The organism is Streptomyces sp. NPDC052064 (assembly GCF_055585925.1).
On record NZ_JBVJJE010000005.1, the window covers coordinates 270,908 to 297,198 of the forward strand.

The following is a 26,291-nucleotide window of genomic DNA, read 5'->3' on the forward strand; positions in this document are numbered from 1 at the left end:
GCGACCCGATGATCCGACACACCTTGTCCTTCCGTTTCGCCGACGGAGCCGACCAGGCCACACGGGAGTCCGTACTGGCCGAGCTGCGCACCTTCCCGGACCGGTACCCGGCCATGCGCGGCTTCGTCCTCGGCGAGAACATCAGCACCCGCGACCGGACCTTCACCCACACGATGGCCGTCGACTTCGACAGCCAGGACGATCTGCTCGCCTATCTCGGCAGCGAGTCCCACGAGAGCTTCGTGCGCACGCGCTGGCGCCCGGTGATCGACCGGCAGGCCATCACCTCGTTCGAGTTCGCCGAGCGTCCCTCGCTCGCCCCAGGAAGGACACCGCCGGTGAGCACACGCCCGCACGGCCCGTACGGCATGGAGTACGCCCGGATCGAGGTTCCGGACATGCAGGCCACGATCGACTTCCTCGAGTACCACGTCGGGCTGCAACTGGAGCAGCGTACGGACGAGTACGCCTACCTTCGCGCCGACATCGAGCACCACGCGATCGAGCTGATCCACGCGCCCGAGCGCACCGACGGCTGGACGACCGCGGTCGGCTACAGCGTGGAGAGCGAGGAGGTCCTCGAACAGCTGCGCAAGAGCGTCGCCGACGCCGGCCTCGAGATCCTGGACCTCCAGGAGCGGCAGCGGGAGCTGTGCGACAACGGCTTCGCGGTGCGGGACCCCAACGGCCTCGTCGTCGAGCTGTTCACCGAGTTCCAGGAGTACGCCGAGCCGCCGCACATCGAGATCCGGCCGCTCGACCTGGTGCACCCCTTCATCGCCACCGCGAAGTACGAGGAGACGCTGGACTTCTACCAGAACGTCCTGAGGTTCCTGCCCTCCGACTACGTCGTCGGCTCGACCACGTTCTTCCGCGGCGAGGACCGCTACCACCACAGCCTCGCGATCCAGAACAACAAGGAGCACTTCACCGCGCACCTGTGCTTCGCGATGAAGAGCCTCGACCACGTCATGCGGATGCGCGCCCGGGCGCTGTACAAGGGTGCGCCGATCGCCTCCGACATCGTCAACCACTCGGCCTCGACGTCGATCGCGTTCTACCTGCACGACACGCGCTTCGGCCCGCGGTACGAACTGTGCGACCGGCACCGCGTGTTCACGCCGGAGGAGCACGAGACGCACCGGCCCCGCAGGATGCCGGCCGACCCGCGCAACATCGACGTGTGGCGTCCGGCCGCCGACGACTGGGGACGTTTTTGAGACAGCGGCTTCTCGACGTCCTGCACCTGCTCGACGCGACCCCCGCCCCCCGCGGTCAGGAGCGGACGGCGGCCCACCGGCTGCGCGGCTGGTGCGCGGACCGGTGGCCGCACGTCGAGTGGGAGGTGCTGGAGCACGGCCCCGCGGGCGGCAGCCTTCTCGCCACCCACGGGGCCGGGCCGTTGCTGTATTCCCACCTCGACACGTCGCTGGACGACGGAGACGCGTCGTACCGGTTCGTCACCGGCAACGCCACGCCGGTCGGCCCGCTCACCGTGGACGACGACGCGGTGGCCGGCTTCGGCCTCGGGGTCGCCCGCGGGCCGGCGGCCGCCGCGCTGGTCGCCTTCGCCGAGGCGGGCGCTGGGCGGCTGCTGCTCGCCGGCTCCGGGACGCACCGCCGCACCGGCGGGACCACCGGCCTGGAGGCCTACGCCGACGCGTACCCGCTGCCGCGGTCGGCGATCGTGGCCAAGTGCGGCCCGCCCACGCTGCTGTGGCACGAACCGGGCGCGCTCTACCTGACTGTCCGGGTGACCGGCCGCTCCGGGGCGGCGATGATGGCGGAGTCCGCCACGCCGGCCGGCGGAGTCGTCCTCCAGGCCGGTGTCGTCCTGGACGAGCTGGCCCGCTGGCGCGCGGACTACCTGGCCGCCGACCCGCGGGTGGGGCAGACCGGCCGGGCGTGCGGTATCGGCGCGATCAGCGGGGGGTGGCCGGACAAGCCGGACCTGCTGCCGGCCCAGTTGCGGATCGATCTGTACGTCGTCGCCGGAGACCGGGTCGAGCCGGCCGTGCTGGCGGCCGAGCTGGCCGACCGGCTGCGGGCGCGGTGCGCTGAGTCGGTGCTACGGGACTGCGCGGTCGACGTGGAGGTCGAACCGGTCGCGCCGGCCGCGGCCACGGCCGCCGACGCCCCGGTGGTGACGGCCGCCCGGGCGGCCTGGCGCGACGAGTTCGGCGCGGCGCCGCCGCCGGTCACCGGCTGGACGGGATCCACCGACGGCGTCGTACTGCGTGCCCGCGGCGTGGACACCGTGCGCCTCGGCCCGCAGGCGAAGCCGGCCGTCGAGGATCCGCGTCGCGATGAACTGTCGTTGGCACAGCTGACGGCCTACGCGCGCATCTACCGCCGGTTGCTGACCGAACTGCCGGCGTAGCCAGGGCGGCGAGATCGACCTGGAGCTGATCCCGCGGGGCACCCTCGCCGAGCGGCTGCGCGCCGGGGGTTGGCAGACGCTGCCGGGAGAATGTGCTCGAGGTCGAGTCGGCTCGAGCGTGTGGTGGTCGGCTCGCGAGCTCGCGAACGCGTGGCGCTCTGGGCCGACCGGGTTGACGTGATCGTGCGAGCTGGGACGCCGGGTACGGCGTCAGCGTGCGGGGCCCCGCTCCACCAGAGGATGGTTCGTGGCCTCCCCGTCGCCTCTGGCCGTACCCACCTGGCCAGGTCGCACAGGGAGCTGGCCTCACGGGCTCGGACCACGCACAGGATGCGTGTCGCCGCCCCGGGGTTGAGTACGCGGGGGACCAGTGCGCCCAAGACCGTTCGGGCGTGCGGCTGATCGGGCTCACCCTTGCTCAGCCTTCAGGAACGGTTGCGGCATCGGGGCCTTCTCCAGCCCGGCCGGAGTCGGCACCGATCCGGTCTGCTCGGGGACGTCTTCGCAAAGAGTTCGTCGGCGCCCGGCGGACTGACTCAGCCGCGGACGCCGACGAGCGTGACCGACCGTCACCGAGAGGGTGCGACGTCACACGCCCCAGTCGTCGTTCACCGTGACGGCGTCGGCGATGCGGAAGCGGCCACCGGGCACCGGCGGTGTGGTCGGCTCACCCATTTCGACGACGTGCTTGCCGAACCTGGGGGCCAGCGGGCGCCCGACGTCACGCTTGAGCCACAGACGCAGCAGGTGCCGGCGGCGCTCCGGCTCCGGGTGGTCGGTGTAGCTGGTGCGCGAGTGCAGGGCGGCGTAGTTGAGAAGCCACTGCACATCCCCCGGCTGGAAGTCCATGTCGATCGGCAGACCGGGTTCCTGCGAGATCTCGTCGAAGAGGGCGATCGCCGCCGCCTGGTCGGGCGTCAGTTCGGGAACGCCGGGGTACTCCTGGGCGCTGAAGATCATCGAGCTGCCGGCGTAGGTGCTGAAGACGCCGTCGACGTAGCTGATGATCGGTGAGGTGTACGTCAGCTCAGGGGAGTCGGGGTCCTGGCGCCGCCAGTCCCAGTGGTAGGTGTCGAAGAGCCGCGGAGCGAGATCCGGTCGCAGGCGCAGCATCTCGTTGTAGATCGTGGTGCCGCTGACCAGGCTGGAGGCTCCGCCCTCCTTGGCGCCGCGCAGGCACATGAGGGCGACGACGTCGGAGCTGTCCGAGTGGAACGGCAGCCGGTCCCGCACGCGGGAGGGCAGCGCGCCCTCGTCGGCCATCGTCTTGTTCGACGTGGCGATCACGTGGTCGAGCAGATCGCCCCTCTGGTTCTGCCCGATCGGCTGGCCGAGGTGCAGGCCCATGATGAAGAAGACGGCGGCGGCCATGGCGTCGCCGTACTCCTCGGTGCGCAGGCCGCGCACCAGGACGAAGCCCCGGCCGGCGTCCATCTGGCCGGCGCACTCGTCGTTGAGGGCACGACAGGCGTCGAACGGGTAGTCGGCGGTGGTGACGGTGCGCAGGTCGGGGTCGTCGGCGACGAAGCGCCGGCCCAGGTCTTCCAGCTCGGCACGCTCGGCGTCGCTGAGGACGTAGATCCACTCGGTGGATTTCGACAGCTCGTCGCCGCGCCAGGCGGACGGTCCGGAGATCGGCTCGCGGCCGACAGTGGTGGTCACGGTGATGCACTCCTCGAAGAGGTGATGGAAGTTCCGTCGGCGAAGACACGACGGACGACGAAGGTTGTGGTGCGACAGGGGCTCGTCGCGCGGCGACGAACGGCACTCGGAACCCTCAGAAGGGGGTCTGAGGCTCGCCGGCGGCCGTACCTGGGCGCAGTCCCTCCCGGGGCGGGAAGTAACTGAGCGGTTCGTCGTAGGTCCGGCGGCCAGCGCACGACACGAGCAGGACGCCGATCAGGGCGACTGTCCTCATGCTGGTCCCGTCCTTTCGAGAAGTGCCCCCACGATAGGCGAGGACTGAGCCTTGAGCAATATGCGAGACGCCATCTCGTCAAGCAGTATGTCGATGGTAGGCCTTGTTGGCGATGCTCCAGCTGTCGTCGACGTGGACCAGCAGGAAGACGTCGGTGAAGGTGTCTGTGCCGTGCCGGAGCGTCATGGTCGCGGTCGCTACGGTGCCGTGGACGTCGATGCTGTCGACGCGGCGCGAGCGGGTCGGTTCGTCCGGCGCCGACCGACCGTGGAAGAGGGCGCAGTACTCGTCCAGGGACCACGAGACGAACGCGCCGTCCCGGATTCCTTCGATGTGGGCAGTGGGCAGGAACGCGTCGCGGAAGTGGACCGGGTCGCCGGTGGCGTGTCCGCGGATGTAGGCGCGGAGCGGTTCGAGCACGGCGTCCGCCACCGCGGGGGCCGTAACGGCGGCCCCGATGTCAGCCCCGGGATCGGCGGGGATGCCGGCCAGCCCGGCCGCGCTGCTCAGCGGGATGTTCGTCGCGCCGGCCAGCAGAGCCATGTCCTTGGCCAGCGCGCCGATCGTGAAGTCGGCCGGGCCGGCGGCCGGCTCGCTGTCGAGGAAGGAGCGCTTGCGGGCCACCAGCCCGCCGAGCTGGCCCATTTCGAGGATGTCCAGGACTTCGGCGCGGGGCAGGCAGAGGGCCTCGGCCTGCCGCAGTGAGTCGCGCAGCGCGAGGACGGCGCCGGCGAGGCTGTTGTTGGCGATCAGCTTGAGCGCGGCGGCGGTGGACGCCTCGTCGACGCGGCGCACGGTGCCGAGTGCCTCCAGAACCGGTCGGACCCGATCGAGCGCCTCCTGACCGGCGGCGAGAATCCGCAGGGCACCGGCCAGGACAGCCGGCACGGAGCCGAGCACGGGAGCGTGGACGTAGGACGGCCCGAGTTGCCGGGCCAGCTCCGACGCCTCGGCGGGGGGCGATGGTGCTGGTGTTCAGCACGATCGTGTCCGCCCGCAGCGAGTCCTGGACAGTGTCCAGGACCTGCCGGCAGGCCGGGCCGTCGGACAGCGCCAGGAGTGCGACGTCGGCCTTCGCCACAGCCTCGTTCGGATCCCTGGTCGTGACGACGGCCCCTGAAGCGCGCCCGGAGCGTGTCCAGCCGACGACGTCCCACCCCTGGGCGATGAGTCGGGTCGCGATGGCTTCGCCCATACGTCCCAGGCCGAGGACTGCGATGGTGTGCGGTGTGGTCATGCCTGCCACCGTGGTGCCCCGCGGTGCCTGCGACAAGCGCAAGTCCCGCAGGGTACCCCTGCGGGAACCGCATATCAGCTGGTCATACTGGTCCCATGGATCTGACGGTGTGGCGGACCTTCGTGACCGTGTGCCGGACGGGTTCGCTGTCGGCGGCGGCCGCCGAGCTCCATCACACGCAGTCGGCCGTCTCCCGGCAGATCGCCGGTCTCGAGCGGCAGCTCGGTGTGCCTTTGATGGAGCGTCATGCGCGCGGTGTACGTCCGACGCCCGCCGGTGAGGTGTTCCGGCGCCATGCCCTGGCCACGCTCAACGAGGCCGACCGTGCCGTTCGCGCCGTACGAGACGTTCATGACGGGGTGGTCCACCGGCCGCTGGCCATCGGTGCGACACCGTCTCTGGCCGCGGGGATCGTCCCCGAGGCCATCCGGAGCCTGCTGGAGCGGACCGGATCCCCCCGGTGGAGCCTGCTGCCCGGCCTGAGCACACCACTGCACCACCGCGTGATCACCGGCGATCTCGACATCGCCGTGGTCACCGATGCGCCACCCGGGCTGCCCCATGACCCGCGGGTCGACCGACGCTTCCTCGGCCTTGACGAGATGGTCGTCGTCCTGCCCGCCGACCATCCGCAGGCCGGGTGCGGCCCGGTGCACATACGAACGCTGGCCGACCAGACCTGGGTCGAGGACAACGACGGCTCCGCGGCGCTCCTGCGCCAGCACGCCGCCCGCGCCGGAGTCAGCGCCCGCATCGACCTCACCGCGGCCGATCTGCTCGGCAAGCTGGCCCTGGTCGCGACCGGCCACGCCATCGCACTGATCCCCGGGGTGCTGACGTGCGCGCTGCGGAGCGACGTCACCGCCGTGGCCCTCGTCGATCCCCCGACCCGCGGCATCTACACCATCACACCGCGCCGCGACCCCCACCCCTCCGCAGCGCCCCTGCGCGACCGGCTCGCCACAGCCTTCGCCTCGCTCCGTCCCTGAGCACCGGGAATGAAGTGCGCACCTCGCCGGTTATCACGCTCGGTTACTATGCTCACTTCATGCCGGAGGCCGGAAAACAAGGGGCGCACCGTCATTGGCAGGCGGCGGGAGACGAAATGCGGCGCAGTCGCAGGCACGCTGAGTGACTGTAGTGAGCACTCAGTCGGCATGCCAGATGGCGATCTCGGCTCCAAGATCCGACCTGTGCGTGCCCGTCCCTTCGCAGGCACTGCGCCAGGCCACTGACAGCGAGACGGCTGCGCGGGCAGTGGCTGCCCGCCCCCGGGCCGTGACGGTCCCACCTGGCACAGGTTGAAAAGACCGTCCAGCCGTGTCCAGGCCAATCCAGGGCAGGCGCGTAGTGCCGGCTCAGGGGCTCACAGTCCGGGGGAGTCGGCAGAGTCGGTGAGAGCTGTGTGAGGGCAGGCTGCCCGCCTGCGCGGGGGTCACGCGTCCTTGACCGTCCGATGCTGATCATCGGCTTCATCGCGGCCCTGATCGCGGCCGGGTGCGTCGGCTCCGGGGCACGGACGCTGCGCAGCCTGTTGGGCGACAAGGCCGCGAAGAAGTGGCGAACCGCGCCTCCCAGCCCGCCTGGCCAGTCACCAGAATGGGAGACCGCATCGCCCGCCGAGGCCGCGGCCTGATCCGCGGAGTCCTGCCCTTCGTGGGGGGAAACGCCTACGAGTCCGAGCCGGGCCACGAAGACTGGTTGGCCCGCGGTACCCCCGACCTGGACCCGGTCGGCGTCCAGACGGGCCTGGCCATGCCGAGCGGCCTCTGAAGAGCCGCCGCCGGAACGGGCGGTGAGCGTGGAGCGGTGAGTGCCGCAGTGCAGCGGTGCTCTCAGAACGGCCGCACTGAGAGACGCACGCGTATGGATGGCGGACTGTGACGCATGGAGCCTCCGAGTCGATCTACGTACGCTGCAGTTCTGTGGCGCCGGGGGCGCCCGTCTCCCATTTAGAGCAGAGAGCGGCTACTCATGATCAAGGTCGGAATTGTCATCGCCAGCACCCGCCCGGGACGCGTCGGGGAGGACGTGGGCCGGTGGGTGCTCGACGTCGCCGAGCGGCACGGCGGCGCCGCCTACGAGTTGGTGGACCTCAGGGACTACGACCTGCCGCACCTCGACGAGCCCGTACCCGCGCTGCTGGGCGGTTACAGCCAGCCCCACACACGCCGCTGGGCCGAGAAGGTCGGCTCCCTCGACGCCTTCGTGTTCGTCACGCCCGAGTACAACCACAGTGCCCCGGGGGTGTTGAAGAACGCTCTCGACTTCCTGTACGCGGAGTGGAACGACAAGTCCGCGGGCTTCGTCGGCTACGGCATGGAGGGCGCCGGCCGCGCGATCGCGCACCTGCGCAACACCATGGCCGCGATCGGCATCGCCGACGTGCGCCATCACGCCGCCCTGCTGATGCACCACGACTTCGTCGACTTCAAGGAGCTCAAGCCGCAGCCTCACCAGGAAGACGCGGTGATCAAGATGCTCGACGACGTCGTCTCCTGGGGCACCGCGCTGCGGACGCTGCGCGACAACTGACCCACGCCCGACCCTTGATGCCCCGGCAGGTACCTGCCGGGGCATCAAGCTGTCGGTGCCCCGGAGCACTTGGTGCTGGAGATTTTCAAACCAAGGCGTCGGTTTAATTTCCGGATCCTTGCCATGAGTGACCGAATCACTCCGCCATGCGACCGACGTAGCATCGCCGTAACTCGAATGTTCGATCGAGTTCATATGACGCGAATGGCTGCCTGTATGTCCTCTTTTGCCCACAAAGTGGGCCGGTTTTTGACTGGCTGACACCCAGGTTGTGAGGGTCGTTGCGGTCTCCTTGGGGAGCGGCTGGTCGAGTGGTCGTGCGTACGCCTCTGGCCTGTTTCCTCAGGTCGGAGCGCACTGAGGTCGAGTGCCGCCCGGCGGATGCGTGCGCTCCCTTTTTGGTGGTGGGCTGATGCATGCGTCGACTGCTTGATCGTTGACAAACAAACTTTGCGGTTTGTAATCTCAACCGCTGATCAGCTCTCAGTAACCGTGTCAAGGTGCAGGAGTAGTAGATGCAGCAGAGATCGGCCCATCGCTACCAACACCGAATACCCCCGCAGCAACCCGTCCGGCGAACAAGCCCCGCCCCGACAGCAGTGCAGGACCGCGACACGGACAGCAGACGCGCGACGCTGCGCGTGCTCGTGGTGGAGAACGAGACACGCGCTGCCGACTGTCTCCTCAACGGACTGCGTCGGCACGGGTACGAAGCCGAGAGCGTGGACACCGGTGCCAAGGCTCTCCAGGCTCACCGGCACGCTGACCTGCTGCTGCTCGACCTGGACCTGCCCGACCTGGACGGGCTCGAGGTGTGCAAGGGAATCAGGGCTTCCTCGGACACCCCCATCATCGCCGTCACCGCCCGCAGCAGCGAACTCGACCGGGTCCTCGGCCTGCGGGCCGGAGCTGACGACTACATGGTCAAGCCCTACGGTTTCCCGGAGTTACTGGCCCGTATCGAGGCCGTCATGCGTCGGGTCCGTCCGCAGTCGCGCACGATGGAAGTCATCACCAGCGGCCCGCTGTACATCGACAGGCGCACCCGGGAGGTCCGCCTGGACGGTCGGCAGGTAGAGGTGACTCGCAAGGAGTTCGACCTCCTCTATCTGCTCGCTTCACAACCCGAGGACGTCATCTCCCGCAAGCAGCTCATGGCCGAGGTCTGGGACGACATCCGGTCGCGGCCCGGCCGCACCATCGACACGCATGTCAGCAGCCTGCGCGGCAAGCTCGGTTCGAGCAGTTGGATCACCACCGTTCGCGGAGTCGGGTTCCGCTTCGGTCGTTCTGTCACGGTCGCGCCGGTCTCCGTCCCGGAAGGCCGCTGACCGTCTCTTTGCTGTCCCATCTCTGTCGGGCCCCACGACCAGACCACGGCCGCGCGTGAACGAAGCGCGCCGTGGCTCGTGGAAGACAAAGCCGGCCGTGCGTCACCGGCCTTCGGTCAACTCTCTCTCCCTGACATCGAGTAATTCCGCTCAATGTCCGGTGTCATCCGTCGCGCTATCGGAGCCTATGATTCCGGATTCGTTGGCGTTGACCTGCCATTTTGCAATTGTCTGACGGTTCGGTGACCTCGACCTGTTCTTTCCCAAGTCTCCTGACATTCCCTGACGGAGACCTGAATAGGAGCCTGTTGACTCGTGGGTATCGCAGGGGGCAAGCTCTTTCGTGGAATTCGATGAACCTTGATGAGTTCCTGCGTGATTGAGCGTCAGACATTGCTGCGGTAGCCGCGGCATTCCCTTTCATGGATTTCGTGGATTTCATGGATTGCTGCCCCCGCTAAGGAGAGGTATATGGACGCTTCGGTGATCATCTCCGGAGCCGGCCCGGCCGGGCTCACGCTCGCCGGTGAACTTCGGCTCGCAGGAGTCGAGGTCATCGTGCTGGAGCGGCTCGCCGCACGGACCGGGGAGTCTCGTGGACTGGGCTTCACCGCGCGCACCATGGAGGTCTTCGACCAGCGGGGTCTGCTGCCCAGGTTCGGCGACATCGAGACCAGCACGCACGGCCACTTCGGCGGTCTGCCGGTGGATTTCGGTGTGCTGGAGGGCGCTTGGCAGGCAGCCAAAAGCGTGCCTCAGTCCGTCACGGAGACCAAACTCGAGGAATGGGCCACCGAGTTGGGCGCGGACATCCGACGGAGCCATGAACTTCTCTCCTTCACCGACCACGGTGACGGCGTCGAGGTCGAGGTCCGTGGCCCCGACGGCGTTCACACGCTGCACACCGGCCACCTGGTGGGATGCGACGGGGGCCGCAGCCGCGTACGGAAGCTGGGCGGCTTCGACTTCCCGGGTTCGCCCGCGACGCTGGAGATGTTCCTCGCCGACGTCAGGGGCCTCGACCTCGAACCACGGATGATCGGCGAAACGCTGCCCGGCGGCATGGTGATGGTCGGCCCACTGCCCGGTGGCATCACCCGCCTCATCGTGTGCGAACGCGGTACACCGCCCCAGCGGCGGGCCGCCCCGCCCACGTACGAAGAGGTCGCAGCAGCCTGGAAGCGCCTCACCGGCACCGACATCTCGCATGGCGAGCCGGAGTGGGTCAGCTCGTTCGGCGACGCCGCCCGCCAGGTGACCGAGTACCGGCGTGGCCGCGTCCTGCTTGCGGGCGACTCCGCACACATCCACCTGCCGGCCGGCGGGCAGGGCATGAACACCAGCATCCAGGACGCGGTGAACCTCGGCTGGAAGCTGGCCGCCGTCGTCAACGGATGGGCGAACCCCGGCCTGTTGGACACGTACCACCACGAGCGGCACCCGGTCGGTGAGCGGCTGCTGATGAACACCCGCGCCCAGGGACTGCTTTTCCTCAGTGGCCCGGAGGTGCAGCCGCTGCGTGATGTCGTCACGGAACTCATCGGGTACAAGGACGTCAGCCGCCACCTCGCCGGCATGGTGAGCGGACTGGAGATCTCCTACGACCTGGGCGCCGGCGGCCACCCGCTGCTGGGCCGGCGCATGCCGCATCTGGAGCTGATCGCGGACACCCGAAAGACCAGCAGCACCGAACTGCTGCATCCCGGCCGGGGCGTACTGCTCGACCTGGAGGACAACACCAGGCTCCGCGACCGGGCCGCCGCCTGGTCGCATCGGGTGGACATCGTCACCGCCATGCCGCACGGGCTCTCGGAGAACAGTCCGCTGCACGGCACGGCGGCCGTCCTGATCCGCCCCGACGGCCATGTCGCCTGGGCCGCACCCGGCACCCATCACGATCTGCCGATGGCCCTGGAGCGCTGGTTCGGCAGCCCCTCGACGGGACGCGCGGTGTAAGTGCGTGCCCCACCACCCCGCTCCCTCGCCCAAGGATGAGAGAAGAAGAATGCACAGCACCCTGATTGTGGCGCGGATGGATCCCGCGTCCAGCGTCGACGTGGCCAGGCTCTTCAGCGAGTTCGACGCCTCCGACATGCCGCATCGCATGGGAACCCGGCGCCGCCAGTTGTTCTCCTTCCGCGGCCTGTACTTCCATCTGCAGGACTTCGACGCGGACAACGGCGGTCAGCTCATCGAGGAGGCCAAGACGGATGAGCGCTTCGTCCGGATCAGCGAGGACCTGAAGCCCTACATCGAGGCCTATGACCCGGCGACCTGGCGCTCACCGGCCGACGCGATGGCCACCCGCTTCTACGACTGGACGGCGTCCTCGTGAACGCGTCCGCCGACATGACGGGGGGCGACCTCTGATGGGGCGCAGGGTGGCGATCACGGGAATCGGCGTGCTTGCCCCGGGCGGTACGGGCGCCAAGAACTTCTGGAGCCTGCTGAGCGAGGGCCGCACCGCAACCAGGCGGATCACCTTCTTCGACCCCTCGCCGTTCCGGTCACAGGTCGCGGCCGAATCCGACTTCAATCCCGAACTGCACGGGCTGAGCCCGCAGGAGATCCGGCGGATGGACCGCGCGGCCCAGTTCGCGGTGGTCACCGCCCGCGAGGCACTCACGGACAGCGGCCTCGACCTGGCCGGTTTCGATCCGCACCGTACCGGCGTGACCATCGGCAGCGCGGTCGGCGCGACCATGGGACTCGACGACGAGTACCGCGTCGTGAGCGACGGCGGCCGGCTGGATCTGGTCGACCACAGGTACACCCCCCAGCACCTCTACAACCACTTCGTCCCGAGCTCGTTCTCGGCCGAGGTCGCCTGGGCGGTCGGCGCCGAAGGCCCCAACACGGTGGTCTCCACCGGCTGCACCTCGGGCCTCGATTCCGTCGGGCATGCCGTCGAGCTGATCCGCGAGGGCACGGCCGACGTGATGATCGCCGGTGCGACGGACGCGCCCATCTCGCCGATCACCATGGCGTGTTTCGACGCGATCAAGGCGACCACGCCGCGCAATGACGACCCGGAGCACGCCTCCCGGCCCTTCGACGGCACCCGCAACGGGTTCGTCCTCGGTGAGGGCTCCGCGGTGTTCGTCCTGGAGGAACTGCAGGCCGCCAACCGGCGCGGTGCGCACATCTATGCAGAGATCGCCGGCTTCGCCTCCCGCTGCAACGCCTTCCACATGACCGGACTGCGGCCGGACGGACGCGAGATGGCCGAGGCGATCAGGGTGGCGCTCGACGAGGCACGGATGAATCCCGAGGCCATCGACTACATCAACGCTCACGGCTCGGGCACCAAGCAGAACGACCGGCACGAGACCGCCGCGTTCAAGCTCAGCCTCGGCGAGCACGCCCACCGCACTCCCGTGAGCTCCATCAAGTCGATGGTGGGCCACTCCCTCGGCGCGATCGGCTCGATCGAGATCGCCGCGTCCGTACTGGCGATGGAGAACCACGTGGTGCCACCCACCGCGAACCTGCACACCCCCGACCCGGAGTGCGACCTCGACTACGTGCCGCTGACCGCTCGCGAGCACACCACCGACGCCGTCCTCACGGTCGGCAGTGGATTCGGCGGTTTCCAGAGCGCCATGGTGCTGGCCCGTCCCGACAGGAGGAAGGCGTGAGCGTCGCCACAGCGATCACCGGCATCGGTATCGCCACCCCTACAGGCATCGGCGTGGCGGATTACTGGAGCGCGACCCGGGTCGGCAAGAACGCCATCGGACGCATCACCCGCTTCGACCCGTCTCAGTACCCCGCCAGTCTGGCCGGCGAGATCGAAGGCTTTGCCGCCGAGGACCACCTGCCGGGCCGGCTGATACCGCAGACCGACCGGATGACCCAGCTCGCTCTGGTGGCCGCCGACCTCGCCTTCGAGGACGCCGGGGTCGCACCGGGCGAACTCCCCGAATACGACATGGGCGTTGTCACGGCCAGTACCTCGGGCGGCTTCGAGTTCGGCCAGAACGAGCTCAAGAAGCTGTGGAGCCAGGGCAGCCAGTACGTCAGTGCGTACCAGTCGTTCGCCTGGTTCTACGCGGTCAACAGCGGTCAGATCTCGATCCGCAACGGCATGCGGGGCCCCAGTGGTGTGGTCGTCAGCGACCAGGCCGGCGGCCTCGACGCCATCGCCCAGGCGCGGCGCCAGATCCGCAAGGGCAGCAAGCTGATCCTCTCCGGCGGCTTCGACGCGTCGATCTGCCCCTGGGGCTGGGTGGCGCAGCTCGCAGGCGGCCGTATCAGCACCAGCCGGACGCCCGAACGGGCTTATCTGCCCTTCGACGCCGAAGCCTGCGGCTATGTGCCGGGTGAGGGCGGGGCGTTGCTGGTCCTCGAGGACGCCGAGGCCGCCCGCGCCCGCGGCGCACAGCACATCTACGGCGAGATCTCGGGCTACGGGGCGACCTTCGACCCGAGGCCCGGCAGCGGCCGTGAGCCCGGTCTGCGCCGGGCCATCGAGCTGGCACTGTCCGACGCCGGGCTCGAACCCGGCCAGATCGACGTGGTGTTCGCCGACGCCGCGGGCACCGCGGAACTGGACCGAGCCGAGGCGGAGGCGATCACCGCCGTCTTCGGCGCGGGCCGGATCCCGGTCTGCGCGCCCAAGACGACGACCGGACGCCTGTACTCCGGTGCCGGTCCGGTGGACGTCGCCGCAGCGGTGCTCGCCATGCGGGACGGCCTGATCCCGCCGACCACGAACGTTGTGCCGTCGCCGGAGTACGACATCGACCTGGTCCAGCAGCCGCGCACGGCACGCGTACGCGCGGCTGTCGTCCTCGCCCGCGGCTACGGCGGCTTCAACTCCGCTCTCGTCGTACGGGACGCCGCGTAGGCCCCGGCTGCGGCTGCCGATCGTTTCAGAGAACCGATGAAGGGATGGACATGTCCAAGCGGGAATTCACCGTCGCCGATCTCAAGCGCATCCTGCTCGAGGGAGCGGGCGCGGAGGACGGCGTCGACCTCGACGCCGACATCCTCGACACCTCCTTCGAGGACCTGGGCTACGAGTCGCTGGCCTTGCTGGAGACGACCGGGCGCATCGAGCGCGAGTACGGCATCTCCCTCGACGACGACCTCGTCGCCCAGTGCCCCACCCCCCGAGGGCTGATCAGTACCGTCAACGCCTCGCTCCAGGACTCCGTCTCGGCCTGACACCTCTTCGGCGGTCGCCGCCCGGGCTCCCGGGCTCCCGGGCCGACGCGGCGGCCGCACCTTTTCCGTAACGACCTTCCATGGGAGAAGAGATGTCACAGCAGGCACAGCGGGTCGCCCTCATCACCGGAGCCACCAGCGGAATCGGCCTCGCCGTCGCCCGGCTTCTGGCCACACAGAACCACAAGGTGTTCATCGGCGCGCGCAACGCCGAGAACGTGGTCGCGACCGTCAAGCAGCTCCAGGACGAAGGGCTGGAGGCCGACGGTGCCGTCCTGGACGTCCGTTCCGCTGACGACGTGCGCGCCTTCGTCCAGGCCGCCCTGGACCGTTTCGGCACCATCGACGTCCTGGTCAACAACGCCGGCCGCAGCGGCGGCGGCGTCACCGCGGACATCGCGGACGAGCTGTGGGACGACGTCATCGACACCAACCTCAACAGCGTCTTCCGGATGACCCGCGAAGTGCTCACCACGGGCGGACTGCGCCACAAGGACCGCGGCCGGATCATCAACATCGCGTCCACGGCCGGCAAGCAGGGCGTCGTCCTCGGCGCCCCCTACTCGGCCTCCAAGCACGGCGTCGTCGGCTTCACCAAGGCGCTCGGCAACGAACTCGCGCCGACCGGCATCACCGTCAACGCGGTCTGCCCGGGATATGTCGAGACACCCATGGCCCAGCGCGTACGGCAGGGCTACGCGGCGGCGTACGACACCACGGAGGAAGCGATCCTCGAAAAGTTCCAGGCCAAGATCCCGCTGGGCCGCTACTCGACCCCCGAGGAGGTCGCGGGCCTGGTCGGCTACCTGGCCTCGGACACCGCCGCCTCCATCACCGCGCAGGCGCTCAACGTCTGCGGTGGCCTCGGGAACTTCTGACCGACCGACGGACAAGGACCACGCCATGACCAAAGAGGTCGAGCACGAGATCACCGTGCAAGCCCCCGCCACCGAGGTGTACCGCCTGATCGCCGAGGTGGAGAACTGGCCTCGGATCTTCCCGCCCACCGTGTACGTCGACCATCTCGAGCGCGGCGTGCACGCGGAGCGCATCCGGATCTGGGCCACCGCCAACGGCAAGGTCAAGAACTGGACTTCGCGCCGCACCCTGCACCCGGAAGAGCTGCGCATCACCTTTCGCCAGGAGGTGTCGGCACCGCCGGTCGCCTCCATGGGCGGTACCTGGATCATCGAGCCGCTCGGCGACACCGCGTCCCGGATCCGGCTGTTGCACGACTACCGGGCCGTGGACGACGATGCCGAGGCCCTGCGGTGGATCGACGAGGCCGTGGACAGCAACAGCCGTTCCGAGCTGGCCGCGCTGAAGAGCAATGTCGAACTCGCCCACGCCACGCAGGAGGTGACCTTCTCCTTCGAGGACACTGTGCGGGTGGCCGGTTCGGCCAAGGACGTCTACGACTTCGTCAACGACGCGGGCCGGTGGCAGGAGCGGCTGCCGCACGTGGCCACCGTACGCCTCGACGAGATCTCCCCTGGCCTGCAGATCCTGGAGATGGACACCCGCGCGAAGGACGGCTCGACGCACACCACCAAGTCGTACCGGGTGTGCTTCCCGGACCACAAGATCGCGTACAAGCAGGTCACCCTGCCGGCGCTGATGACGCTGCACACCGGTTACTGGACGTTCACCCAGCACGAGGACGGCGTCGCCGCCACCTCGCAACACACCGTCGTGCTCAACACGGAGAACATCACGAGGGTTCTCGGCCCGGAGGCCTCAGTCGCCGAGGCCAGGGAGTACGTCAAGAACGCCCTGAGCACCAACAGCCGCGCCACGCTGGGGTACGCCAAGGCCTACGCAGAGCAGCAACGCTGACCATGGCGGGTCACTTCAGGCAAACCCAGGTGATCGTGGTCGGCGCCGGACCGGTCGGGCTGATGCTCGCCGGCGAACTCCGGCTGGGCGGGGCGGACGTGCTCGTCCTGGAGCGCCTGACCGCGCCCACCACGGAATCGCGGGCCTCCACCCTGCACGCCCGCACCATGGAGATCCTGGACAGCCGCGGTCTCCTCGACGAGCTCGGGGCGGTGCCCAACGACGTCATGGGGCACTTCGGCGGCATTCCGCTCGACCTGACACTCCCCGGCCCCTACCCCGGGCAGTGGAAGGTCCCGCAGGCCCGCACCGAGGAACTGCTCCACCGCTGGGCGACCGGTATGGGCGCGGTAGTCCTGCGCGGCCACGAGCTGCGCGGACTTCAGGTGACCCCCGACCACGTCGAGGCGGAGGCAACCGGCCCGAACGGCAGGGTGCGGCTGAGGGCCAAGTGCCTCGTCGGATGCGACGGTGAGAACAGCACCGTACGGCGCCTGGGCGGATTCGCGTTCCCCGGCGCCGACGCGACACGGGAACTGATCCGCGCCGACGTGGCGGGGATCGACATTCCGGCGCGCCGTTTCCAGCGGCTGGACAAGGGGCTCGCCATCGCCGCTCGCCGTCCCGACGGAGTGACGCGCGTGATGGTGCACGAGTTCGGCAGACGGGCCGAACCCCGCCGCGCAGAGCCCGAGTTCGAGGAGCTCGCCGGCGTCTGGAAGCGCGTCACCGGCGAGGACATCAGCGGCGGAACCCCCCTGTGGGTCAACGCCTTCGGCGACGCCTCCCGGCAGGCGGAGCAGTACCGCGACTTCCGGCTCTTCCTCGCGGGCGACGCCGCCCACCAGCAGATGCCGGTCGGCGGCCAAGCCCTCAACCTCGGTCTGCAGGACGCCGTCAACCTGGGCTGGAAACTGGCCGCCCAGGTCGACGAGCGGGGCCCCGACGGGCTGCTGGACAGCTACCACACCGAGCGGCACGCGGTCGGCGCGCGGACCCTGAGCAACATTGCCGCACAGGCCCTGCTCCTGCTCGGTGGACCGGAGGTGGATGCCACCCGGGACGTCCTTCGCGAGCTCATCGACCGCGACGGCGTGCGCGAGCACCTGGCAGGAATGATCTCCGGCCTCGACGTCCGCTACGACGTCGGCCCCGGCGACCACCCGCTGCTCGGTGCCCGCCTCCCGCACGCGGAACTGAACTGCGACAGGGGGAGCACCACCACCACGGCGTTGCTCAGAAACGGCCGTGGCGTACTGCTCGACCTGTCGGGCGACGAGGCACGCGGGGACCGGCTTCGCGCCACCGCCGCCCCATGGGCTGGTCTGGTGGACACCGTGTCCGCGGCCCGGCTGCCGGGCGGCGGTGTGTTGCAGGACGCCGGCACCGTCCTCGTACGCCCCGACGGACACATCGCGTGGACCGGCTCCGGCAGCGAAACGGATCTCACCACCGCCCTGCGCCGCTGGTTCGGTGTACCGGCGGTGTCAGCAACGGCCAACACGTCCAGGAAGCGGAGAGAACAGATGGAAAGGCTCACCGGAAAGACAGCGCTCGTCACAGGATCCAGCAGGGGCATCGGCCGGGCGACCGCCATCCGTCTCGCGCAGGAGGGCGCGCTCGTCGCCGTTCACTATTCCTCGGACAAGGAGGCCGCCGACGAGGTCGTCGCCACGATCGAGAAGGACGGCGGCCGTGCCTTCGCGGTCCAGGCGGAGCTGGGCGTTCACGGCGACGTCCACAAGCTCTTCCTGGGCCTGGAGAACGGCCTGAAGGAACGCACCGGCAAGGCCGAGCTGGACATCCTGGTCAACAATGCCGGTGTCATGGGCGGAGTGGCACCCGAGGAGACGACGCCTGAGCAGTTCGACCGGCTGATGGCCGTCAACGCCAAGGCGCCGTTCTTCATCATCCAGCGAGCCCTCAAGATCATTCCCAATGGCGGGCGCATCATCAACATCTCCTCCGGGCTCACCAAGGTCGCCAACCCGCAGGAGATCGCGTACGCGATGAGTAAGGGCGCTGTGGAGATGCTCGCCCTGCACTATGCCAAGGCGCTGGGCCCGCGGGGCATCACGGTGAACACCGTGGCGCCCGGAATCACGCGCAACGGCAACCCGGCCTTCGACATCCCCGAGGTCGTCGAGCAGATGGCGGCCCTGTCCGCCTTCAACCGCGTCGGCGAACCCCAGGACGTCGGGGACGTGGTGGCCTTCCTCGCCACCGACGACGCACGCTGGATCACCGGCGCCTTCGTCGATGCCAGCGGCGGCACGCTGCTCGGCGGCTAGGGCCTGTTGCGAAAGTGCCGCCTGCCGCGCGACGCCCGGCACGCACTCTCGCCGCACCGGCCGAAAGCCCGAGTACGCCCAGTACGAGGGCTTCCGGCCGGCACGCCGAGAGCACGCACCGGACGCCGCGCGGCCGCCCCGCGCCGTTCGGTGCGTGCTCTGGGGATTCCCCCTGCTCGAAGAGTTTGGGGTGCCGGGCGTCGCAGGGCAGGCGAGGCTTTGGCAACAGGCCCTCCGAGCCCTCCAGGCCCTCCCCGGGCCCCTCCGCGCCGATGGCTGGCCGCGCGCTCACTCCCGCCCCACGACAACCGCGGTGGAAAAGGACCATGACGGATTCGACGAGAACTCGGTCAGGCGGCCAGGCAGCAACCGACGGGCGATGGAGCCCCGCTCTGTGGGGGCTTCTGTTCGTCCTGGCAGGGAACATGCTCCTCGACGCCCTCGAGGTCTCGGTCGCGATCGTCGCCCTGCCCTCCGTCGGAGAAGACCTCGGGATCGCGCCGACCCGGCTGCACTGGGTGGTGAGCGGCTTCGCCGTCGGGTTCGGTGCCCTGATGCTGTTCGGCGGCAGGGTCGTCGCCCTGCTGGGCCGCCGCCCCGTCTACCTCGCCGCACTGCTCGTCTTCGCCGTGACCTCGCTGGCGGCAGCGCTGGTCGACAGCGCCGCGCCGCTGGTCGTCACCCGCCTCGTCAAAGGCTTCTGCGCCGCTCTGACCGCGCCCACCGGGATGGCCATCATCGTGACGGCCTTCCCCGAAGGACGGGCTCGCAGGCGCGCGGTGTCGGTCTACACCCTGTTCGGCGCCAGCGGGTTCTCCGCGGGGCTGCTGCTGTCCGGGCTGCTCACGGAGGTGAGCTGGCGCTGGACCTTCGCCTTCCCCGCTCCGATCGCCCTGCTGCTCTTCGCCTTCGGCCTGCGGCTCATCCCGCGCGACGACCCCGAGAAGCGCCCGGCCCGCCGGTATGACACGGTCGGCGCCCTCACCTTGACAGGCGCCACGCTGCTCCTGGTGTACGCGATCACGTCCGTACCCGAAGCAGGATGGGACGATCCGCGCACGGCGGGCGCGTTCACCGCGGCGGGTCTGCTGCTCTGGGTCTTCGTGCGCACCGAACGAACTGTCCGGCAGCCGCTGATGCGGCTCGAGTTGCTCGCCGACCACCGACTGGTCCGATCCGCGCTCGGAGCCGCCGCACTCAACGGCTCCTATCTGGGACTGCTCTTCCTGAGCACCCTCCACCTCCAGCGGAACGCGGGCTGGACGCCCCTGCAGACAGCGCTGGCCTGTCTCCCCGCGAGCGCGCCCCTCGCCGTGTCCGCCCTGCACTCCGGACGCATGGTCAGCCGTTTCGGCCCGGCCCGGCTCATAGCGCTCGGCGCCCTCTTCCCGCCGCTCGGGTACGCACTCTTTCTGCGGGTGGACACCCCCGTGCGGTACGTGAGCGATGTGCTGCCCACCATGCTGCTGGTCGGCACGGGCTTCGTGCTGTCCTTCACGGCCCTGCACGTGCAGGCCACCTCCGCGGTCCCCGCCGAACAGCAGAGCGCGGCGAGCGGCCTGTACCAGACGGCAGTCCAGATGGGCGCCGCGCTGATGCTTGCCCTGGTCGCCGCACTGCGGACAGCGGGGGCCCGCCACGGCGTCGTGCTCGTCACCGCCGTCGGCGTGCTCGCTCTCGCCGTCGCCCTCGCCGGCGTACGCCCACGCGCCACCCGCACGCCACCTCCGACACCCACATGACCCTGATCAGGGAGGGGGAAACGCGATGACCACGTTGCAGGAACGTCTGGACGAACTCAGCGCCATCAAGGAGGAAGCCCGCAAGGGCCCGGACCCGGCCGCCACCGAGCGGCAGCACGACAAGGGCAAACTCACCGCGCACGAACGGATCGGACTGCTCCTGGACGAAGGCTCCTTCAACGAGATCGAGCCGCTGCGCAGACACCGCGCGACCGGATTCGGAATGGAGGACAAAAAGCCGTACGGCGACGGCGTCATCACCGGGTGGGGCACCGTGCACGGCCGGACGGTCTTCGTCTACGCGCACGACTTCCGCGTCTTCGGCGGTGCCCTGGGCGAGGCCCACGCCACCAAGATTCACAAGGTGATGGACCTGGCGGAGACCGCCGGGGCCCCGCTGGTGAGCCTCAACGACGGCGCGGGCGCCCGGATCCAGGAGGGCGTGACCGCGCTCGCGGGCTACGGCGGCATCTTCCAGCGCAACACCCGCGCGAGCGGTGTCATCCCGCAGATCTCCGTGATGCTCGGCCCGTGTGCTGGGGGCGCGGCCTACTCACCGGCCCTGACCGACTTCGTGTTCATGGTCCGCGAGACATCGCAGATGTTCATCACCGGTCCCGACGTCGTGCGCGCGGTGACCGGTGAGAAGATCACCCAGAACGGCCTCGGCGGTGCCGACGTGCACGCCGGCACATCGGGCGTGGCGCACCTCGCGTACGACGACGAGGAGAGCTGCCTGGAGGACGTACGGTTCCTGCTCTCCCTGCTGCCTTCCAACAACCGTGAACTCGCCCCCGTGGTGCCGAGTGAGGACCCTGCCGACCGCCCGACCGACGCGTTGCTGAAGCTCGTCCCGGCGGATCCCGGCCGGTCCTACGACGTCCGCGAGGTGATCGAGGAGATCGTCGACGACGGCGAGCACTTCGAGATCCATCCGTCCTGGGCGACCAACATCGTGTGCTCGTTGGCCCGCCTCGACGGCCACGTGGTGGGCATCGTCGCCAACCAGCCCGCGGCCATGGCCGGAGTGCTGGACATCGAGGCCTCCGAGAAGGCCGCCCGCTTCGTCCAGTTGTGCGACGCCTTCAACATCGCGCTGATCACCCTGGTGGACGTACCCGGCTTCCTGCCGGGAGTCGACCAGGAGCACAACGGGATCATCCGACGCGGGGCCAAGCTGCTGTACGCCTACTGCAACGCGACCGTGCCCAGGATCTCCCTCGTGCTGCGCAAGGCGTACGGCGGCGCCTACATCGTCATGGACTCCCGTTCCATCGGCGCGGACATCGCCCTTGCCTGGCCCACCAACGAGATCGCGGTCATGGGCGCGGAAGGCGCGGCCAACGTCATCTTCCGACGAGAGATCAACGCCTCCACGGACCCCGACGCCACACGGCGGCACCGCATCAAGGAATACAAGACCGAGCTCATGCACCCCTACTACGCGGCCGAGCGGGGACTGATCGACGACATCATCGACCCGCGCGACACGCGCACGGTGCTGATCGCCTCCCTCGCCATGCTGCGCACCAAGCACGCCGACCTGCCGTCGCGCAAGCACGGCAACCCTCCGCAGTGACGAACAGGAAAACGCCTGATGCAGAGCTCAGTTCCCCGCGTCAGGTCATTGTCAGACTTAGGTCAATTTCCTTGCCCCGTGTCCCCGGGGACAGGAACGTGAATACGCGCCATTCCAAGGACCGCAGATTCATTCATCGGGGAGACTCCACGTGACAGAGAATCAGACCGTGCTGGTCACCGGGGCGACAGGGAATGTCGGGCCGTCCGCCCTGTCCCAGTTGCTTCAGGCCGGCGCCACGGTCCGGGCCTTGCTGGTCAAGGACGATCCGAACGCCGACCGGGTGCCCGACGGCGTCGAGGTCTTCCACGGCGACCTCGCCGAGCCGGACAGCCTCGACGCCGCCCTCGACGGCGTCGACGCCGTGTTCCTGATGTGGCCCTTCTTCAGCCTGCCGGTCGACACCACGCCCGAGGTTCTGGCCAAGATCGAGCAGAACGCACGCCGCGTCGTCTTTGTGTCGTCGGTCGGTGTGCACATCGGTCTGGAGCGGCGGGACAACAACTGCCACGCCTACCTGGAGGAACTGATCGAGAAGACCTCCCTGGAGTGGACCTTCCTGCGCACCACCGGCTTCATGGCCAACGCCCTGGGGTTCGCCGGGCAGATCCGCGCGTCCGGCGCTGTGCACTTTCCCTACGGAGCGGCCGCCAGGACGTCGGTGCACGAGGCGGACCTGGCAGCCGTGGCGGTGCGCGCGCTGCTCGAGGACGGGCACGCCGGCCAGAAGTACCTGGTAACAGGTCCCGAAGTGATGACCCAGAGGGAGCAGGTCCGCATCATCGGCGAGGTGCTCGGCCGCTCCCTCGCCTGGCAGGACGTGCACGCGCAGGAGGCCCGTGCCCAGATGGTCGCCTCCGGCTGGCCGCCCGCGTACGCGGACGGCGCTCTCGACTACTTTGCGCAGCTGACCACGGAGCCGGAGGTCGGCAGTTCGGTGGTGGAAGAGGTCACCGGAAAACCGGCCCGCACCTTCCGTGAGTGGGCGGTCGACAACGCCGCCCGGTTCCGCTGAGCTCTTCCCCCCCGGAGTGGACACATGACAACAGCGAGCGCGGCCGGCGACCCGGTCGGCTACGTCATCTTCGAGCAACTGCATGTCGACGGGCCCGGCACGGCAGAGGAACTGGCCGGCATCCTCGCCACCGAAGTACGCACGTGGGTACGGCACATCGACGGCTTCGTCTCCGCGCGCATTCACCTGAGCCTCGACGGCACCCGTGTGGTCAACCGTGTCGAGTGGACGAGCGAGGAGCACTTCCGCGCATCGCTGGGACGCGGTCCCGACGACAGCCCGCTGCGTACGCTCCCGGACCGGCCGGGTGTCCTGTCCGTCACGGCCTTCGCGGGCACTCCCGCCACAGGCATCGAAGGACCCGCCGCGACAGAACGCCCGGGAATCCTGTGCGTCGCGACACGCCACGTCAAGGACCACGAGGTCGCTGAGGACCTGGCCCGCCTGCTGCACGACTCGGGAGGATGGAAGCGCGAGCACCCCGGATTCGTCTCGGCGACACCGTACATAGGTGTGGACGGCACGACGTACGTCAACTACCCGCAGTGGGTGAGCCAGGAGTCCTTCCGCGCCTACATGGACGATCCCCGCAACGCCGGCGGGCAGCACGCCGTCGCCGCACTGGAGAGCGCACCGCCCGACATCGTCATGTGTTCCCTGCTCGAGCAGATCGACGCCGCACCACGGCCTGAACCCCGCGGCTCGTACAGCACCGGCTCACTGGAGAAGGACCGGGTGTCGCCGCTCGACCAGGTGAGACTGTTCGAGAAGAAGTACGACCCCACGACCACCGACATCATCGGGCGGCTGCCGATCGAGCCCGGGTGGCGCTGCCTGGAACTCGGTTCGGGTGCCGGGTCGATGGCGTACTGGCTCGCGGACGAGGCCCACCAGGGCAGCGTGGTGGCCGTCGACATCGACACCAGCCATCTCGACGCGACCCGCGCCCCGAACCTGACCGTTCTCCAGGCGGACATCACCCGGCAGGAGTTCCCGCCGGGCTCCTTCGACCTCATCCTCGCGCGGGCCGTTCTCGAACACCTCCAGGACCCCGACGAGACGCTGGCCCGCGTACTGCGCTGGCTGGCACCCGGTGGCTGGCTGGTCGTCGAGGACTTCTACTTCCTGCCGGACAAGGACGCCCCCACCGCGGTCGGCCGCTCGCTGCTGACCGCCTACGTCCGGCACATGGAAGCGCACGGTGCCGACATGCGGTGGGGCCGCAGGCTGCCGGCGGCGCTCGCCCGGGCCGGGCTGACCTCGGTGGACATGCGCATCACCCCCGCGGGTCCCGGCCAGTCCGCCGTGGACGACGAACTGATCGCACTGCGCATGCGTCAGGAGGGTCACACGCTCGTCGACAGCGGCCAGGTGACCGCAGCGGAACTCGCGGAGTTCCTCGAGCTGCTCGGCACGCCCGGCGGGCGTGACATGACGACGCTGATGGTCTCCGCATGGGGCCGACGGCCCGTGGCGTGACGACATCGTGAGCTCTTTCGGGAAAGGAACCCATGGACCAGCCCTATGACTTCGAATCGATCTACCAGGGCCCGGCTCTGGTGCAGTACAAACAAGCCGTCGTCCCATGGGACATCGGCGAACCCCAGCCGGCCGTCACAGCCCTGGAGCGAGCGGGAAAGATTTCCGCCGACGTGCTCGACGCCGGGTGCGGGGTCGGCGACAACGCCGTGTACCTGGCCGGCCGCGGTTATCGGGTCACCGGCTTCGACTACGCGGCAACTGCGCTGCGCCAAGCCGAACAGCGGGCCGACGCGCTCGGGGCCGAAGTGGAGTTCGTCCAAGCCGACGCGACGCGGCTGGACAACCTGGCGCAGAAATACACCACGGTGCTGGACAGCGGTTTGTACCACTCACTCGCACGGCAGCAGCGCGCACAGTACGCGGCAGCGCTGCCGAAGGTGTGCCTGCCGGAAGCACGCCTGCACCTGCTGTGTTTCTCCGACGAGGCCGAGGACGATTTCCCGGACCCGCATCGCATCAGTGAGGCTGAGCTGCGCACCACCTTCACCGGGGCATGGCGCCTCGACGAGCTGCACCGCGACACCTACGTCACGGCGTTCACCAGGGAGTACGTCGAGAAGCAGGCAGGAGGCGAGCAGTTCCCCCACCTGGACACCCGAGCGCTCACCTTCGACGGAGCGGGCCGGCTGACGCGCCCGATCTGGCGTCTGACAGCCGTTCGGCTGTGACCTGACCAGTCACATAACCTGACGCGATGGACGTACTCAGTCAGGTGACAGACGCGATGCGCACCGGCCGGCCGCGTTTTGTCCGAGTCGAGGGACACCACCCGTGGAGGCGACGCATCCGACCCGTGCCCGGCACGGCGTTCCATGTCCTCTTACGGGGCTCCTGCCGGCTGGTTCCCCCCGCCGGCGATCCGGTCGTGCTCGGGGTGGGGGATGTGGTGCTCCTTCCCAACGGGCACGGCCATGGGATCGCCGACAGCTGCGCCGCCCCGCTTCAGGACTCGGATCCCGGCCTGGACGAGGAGTTCGGCGAGAATGTGCGGACGGTGACCCTGGGGTCTGCCGAGCCGGGCGGGTCGGCGGCCCCCACGGTGCTGCTCAGCGGCGTGTTCCCACTCGACCAGAGCTGGTGCCACCCGGTGGTCAACGGCCTGCCCGACGTCGTCCACGTGCCGGCCCAGCTCAGGCGGGAGCCGCCGCTGCGGGTCGTTCTCGACCTGCTGCGGGAGGAGTCGGAGGGCGCCGGGATGGGCGCGGACTCGGTGATCTCCTCGCTGCTGGACACGCTCCTGCTGTACACCCTGCGGGTGTGGTACCAGGAGCACGGAGTCGGCCGTGGCTGGGGACCGGCGCTGAACGACGTGGCGATCAGCAGGGTTCTGTGCCGTATCCACAATGACCCCGGCGAGAACTGGACGGTGGAGGGCCTGGGCGAGGAAGCCGGCCTGTCCCGTTCGGCGTTCGCCCGACGGTTCACCGAACTCGTCGGTCAACCGCCCCTCAGCTACCTCACCTGGCTCCGGATGAACATGGCGGCACAGCGGCTGCGCGACTCCGAAGAGCCCCTGGGCGCCATCGCGCAACGGGTCGGCTATGCCTCCGAGTTCGCGTTCGCCGCAGCGTTCAAGCGGCTGTACGGAACGGCGCCGGGCACGTATCGCAGACAGGAGCGGTCCATCATGGCGTGACACCGACCCGGGCGGCGGTCGAGCCGCCCACAGGGGCGGCCGTCCGGTGACGGCCGTCCGCCGACGGCTGTTCGCCGGTG

The 26,291-nt window shown here is 69.2% G+C and carries 22 protein-coding genes and 1 pseudogene; 20 read left to right on the forward strand and 3 right to left on the reverse strand.

What is annotated here, in order from left to right; genetic code table 11:
• Window positions 1–8 precede the first annotated feature (8 nt).
• Together ACZ6TU_RS15705 and ACZ6TU_RS15710 are read left to right on the forward strand one after the other, a co-directional pair.
• The gene (locus ACZ6TU_RS15705; RefSeq protein ID WP_469548798.1) at window positions 9–1,220 is read left to right on the forward strand and encodes a Dabb family protein; all 1,212 of its coding nucleotides are present in this window, start codon (window positions 9–11) and stop codon (window positions 1,218–1,220) included.
• Window positions 1,217–2,380, forward strand: coding sequence for a M20/M25/M40 family metallo-hydrolase (locus ACZ6TU_RS15710; protein WP_469548800.1), 1,164 nt, complete (start codon window positions 1,217–1,219; stop codon window positions 2,378–2,380). The genes ACZ6TU_RS15705 and ACZ6TU_RS15710 overlap by 4 nt, the downstream gene beginning before the upstream one ends.
• Before the next feature lie 588 nt (window positions 2,381–2,968).
• Here the strand turns inward: ACZ6TU_RS15710 and ACZ6TU_RS15715 are convergent.
• The 3 genes and pseudogenes from ACZ6TU_RS15715 to ACZ6TU_RS15725 form a co-directional block, all read right to left on the reverse strand.
• Complete coding sequence (locus ACZ6TU_RS15715; RefSeq protein ID WP_467669891.1) at window positions 2,969–4,042, reverse strand: TauD/TfdA family dioxygenase; 1,074 nt, start codon at window positions 4,040–4,042, stop codon at window positions 2,969–2,971.
• 115 nt (window positions 4,043–4,157) lie between these two features.
• Window positions 4,158–4,298 (reverse strand): hypothetical protein, encoded by a 141-nt coding sequence (locus tag ACZ6TU_RS15720; protein ID WP_392037521.1) that lies wholly within the window; start codon window positions 4,296–4,298, stop codon window positions 4,158–4,160.
• A gap of 78 nt (window positions 4,299–4,376) precedes the next feature.
• Window positions 4,377–5,535, reverse strand: a pseudogene (locus tag ACZ6TU_RS15725) (nuclear transport factor 2 family protein).
• 95 nt (window positions 5,536–5,630) lie between these two features.
• On the opposite strand from ACZ6TU_RS15725, the gene ACZ6TU_RS15730 reads away from it, so the two are divergent.
• The 18 genes from ACZ6TU_RS15730 to ACZ6TU_RS15815 all read left to right on the forward strand — a co-directional run bounded on the left by ACZ6TU_RS15730 (window position 5,631) and on the right by ACZ6TU_RS15815 (window position 26,211).
• A complete protein-coding gene (locus tag ACZ6TU_RS15730) occupies window positions 5,631–6,524 on the forward strand; it encodes a LysR family transcriptional regulator (RefSeq protein WP_467669895.1) in 894 nt (297 codons plus the stop codon).
• A gap of 610 nt (window positions 6,525–7,134) precedes the next feature.
• Window positions 7,135–7,308 carry a hypothetical protein gene (locus ACZ6TU_RS15735; protein WP_469549221.1) on the forward strand — a complete coding sequence of 58 codons (174 nt, stop codon included), beginning with the start codon at window positions 7,135–7,137 and terminating at the stop codon, window positions 7,306–7,308.
• A gap of 201 nt (window positions 7,309–7,509) precedes the next feature.
• A complete protein-coding gene (locus tag ACZ6TU_RS15740; RefSeq protein WP_467669897.1) occupies window positions 7,510–8,070 on the forward strand; it encodes an NADPH-dependent FMN reductase in 561 nt (186 codons plus the stop codon).
• A 515-nt stretch (window positions 8,071–8,585) separates the two neighbouring features.
• Complete coding sequence (locus ACZ6TU_RS15745; RefSeq protein WP_467669899.1) at window positions 8,586–9,401, forward strand: response regulator transcription factor; 816 nt, start codon at window positions 8,586–8,588, stop codon at window positions 9,399–9,401.
• 471 nt (window positions 9,402–9,872) lie between these two features.
• Window positions 9,873–11,357, forward strand: coding sequence for an FAD-dependent monooxygenase (locus ACZ6TU_RS15750; protein WP_467669901.1), 1,485 nt, complete (start codon window positions 9,873–9,875; stop codon window positions 11,355–11,357).
• Window positions 11,358–11,406: 49 nt separating this feature from the next.
• Window positions 11,407–11,736: a TcmI family type II polyketide cyclase gene (locus tag ACZ6TU_RS15755; RefSeq protein ID WP_467669903.1), complete on the forward strand. Its 330-nt coding sequence runs from the start codon at window positions 11,407–11,409 to the stop codon at window positions 11,734–11,736.
• Between the two features lie 34 nt (window positions 11,737–11,770).
• A complete protein-coding gene (locus tag ACZ6TU_RS15760) occupies window positions 11,771–13,039 on the forward strand; it encodes a beta-ketoacyl-[acyl-carrier-protein] synthase family protein (protein WP_467669905.1) in 1,269 nt (422 codons plus the stop codon).
• Window positions 13,036–14,250 (forward strand): ketosynthase chain-length factor, encoded by a 1,215-nt coding sequence (locus tag ACZ6TU_RS15765; protein ID WP_467669907.1) that lies wholly within the window; start codon window positions 13,036–13,038, stop codon window positions 14,248–14,250. Before ACZ6TU_RS15760 ends, ACZ6TU_RS15765 begins: the two co-directional genes overlap by 4 nt.
• Before the next feature lie 50 nt (window positions 14,251–14,300).
• Window positions 14,301–14,570, forward strand: coding sequence for an acyl carrier protein (locus ACZ6TU_RS15770; RefSeq protein ID WP_467669909.1), 270 nt, complete (start codon window positions 14,301–14,303; stop codon window positions 14,568–14,570).
• A 92-nt stretch (window positions 14,571–14,662) separates the two neighbouring features.
• On the forward strand, window positions 14,663–15,448 hold the full coding sequence (fabG, locus tag ACZ6TU_RS15775; protein ID WP_467669911.1) for a 3-oxoacyl-ACP reductase FabG: 786 nt from the start codon (window positions 14,663–14,665) through the stop codon (window positions 15,446–15,448).
• A gap of 25 nt (window positions 15,449–15,473) precedes the next feature.
• Window positions 15,474–16,406, forward strand: a complete 933-nt coding sequence (locus ACZ6TU_RS15780; protein ID WP_469548809.1) for an aromatase/cyclase — start codon at window positions 15,474–15,476, stop codon at window positions 16,404–16,406.
• Between the two features lie 2 nt (window positions 16,407–16,408).
• A complete protein-coding gene (locus tag ACZ6TU_RS15785) occupies window positions 16,409–18,697 on the forward strand; it encodes an SDR family oxidoreductase (RefSeq protein ID WP_467669915.1) in 2,289 nt (762 codons plus the stop codon).
• 425 nt (window positions 18,698–19,122) lie between these two features.
• Window positions 19,123–20,439, forward strand: coding sequence for an MFS transporter (locus ACZ6TU_RS15790; protein WP_469548813.1), 1,317 nt, complete (start codon window positions 19,123–19,125; stop codon window positions 20,437–20,439).
• A 25-nt stretch (window positions 20,440–20,464) separates the two neighbouring features.
• Window positions 20,465–22,018: an acyl-CoA carboxylase subunit beta gene (locus ACZ6TU_RS15795; RefSeq protein ID WP_467669919.1), complete on the forward strand. Its 1,554-nt coding sequence runs from the start codon at window positions 20,465–20,467 to the stop codon at window positions 22,016–22,018.
• A gap of 151 nt (window positions 22,019–22,169) precedes the next feature.
• On the forward strand, window positions 22,170–23,033 hold the full coding sequence (locus ACZ6TU_RS15800) for an NmrA family NAD(P)-binding protein (protein ID WP_467669921.1): 864 nt from the start codon (window positions 22,170–22,172) through the stop codon (window positions 23,031–23,033).
• Window positions 23,034–23,057: 24 nt separating this feature from the next.
• Entirely contained in the window at window positions 23,058–24,512 is a 1,455-nt protein-coding gene (locus ACZ6TU_RS15805) for a methyltransferase domain-containing protein (RefSeq protein ID WP_469548817.1), read from the forward strand.
• Window positions 24,513–24,544: 32 nt separating this feature from the next.
• Complete coding sequence (locus ACZ6TU_RS15810) at window positions 24,545–25,243, forward strand: class I SAM-dependent methyltransferase (protein ID WP_467669925.1); 699 nt, start codon at window positions 24,545–24,547, stop codon at window positions 25,241–25,243.
• A gap of 26 nt (window positions 25,244–25,269) precedes the next feature.
• Window positions 25,270–26,211, forward strand: coding sequence for an AraC family transcriptional regulator (locus ACZ6TU_RS15815; protein WP_469548820.1), 942 nt, complete (start codon window positions 25,270–25,272; stop codon window positions 26,209–26,211).
• Window positions 26,212–26,291: the final 80 nt, after the last annotated feature.